The sequence below is a fragment of the Lactobacillus delbrueckii subsp. delbrueckii DSM 20074 = JCM 1012 genome (genome assembly GCF_001433875.1).
GTDB classification, from domain to species: domain Bacteria; phylum Bacillota; class Bacilli; order Lactobacillales; family Lactobacillaceae; genus Lactobacillus; species Lactobacillus delbrueckii.
The window spans coordinates 1-294 of the sequence record NZ_AZCR01000149.1 but is presented as its reverse complement, the minus strand read 5'-3'; the positions used below and the strand labels follow the sequence as shown (position 1 = coordinate 294).

The following is a 294-nucleotide window of genomic DNA, read 5'->3' as shown; positions in this document are numbered from 1 at the left end:
GCAAGTTTGATTTCTTTAGTGTATTTAGTCATGAAAATAACCCCCGAAATTAGTGTCCTAATTTCGGGGGTCATATCACTTAGTCTTTTTTCATTTTCATCTTCATCAAAAAAGCCGTCACTAGGACGGCTTGTCAAAAAAAGTTTAACTATTAGGCCATGAACACACATGACCAAGCTTAATTCTACATGCGTTTGCATCAAAAAGCAACACACTAGTGTAGTGTCATACTGATATCTTAAGTATGTTTAGTGCTATAGCTTTGGATACAAAGATGCAAGTTTGATACGTGCA

At 35.7% G+C, this 294-nt stretch carries 1 protein-coding gene; it reads right to left on the bottom strand.

Annotated elements, in window-relative coordinates; genetic code table 11:
- A partial coding sequence (locus FD23_RS10850; protein WP_236743914.1) for a hypothetical protein occupies positions 1 to 200 on the bottom strand: 200 nt, incomplete at its 3' end.
- Between the last annotated feature and the right edge of the window lie 94 nt (positions 201 to 294).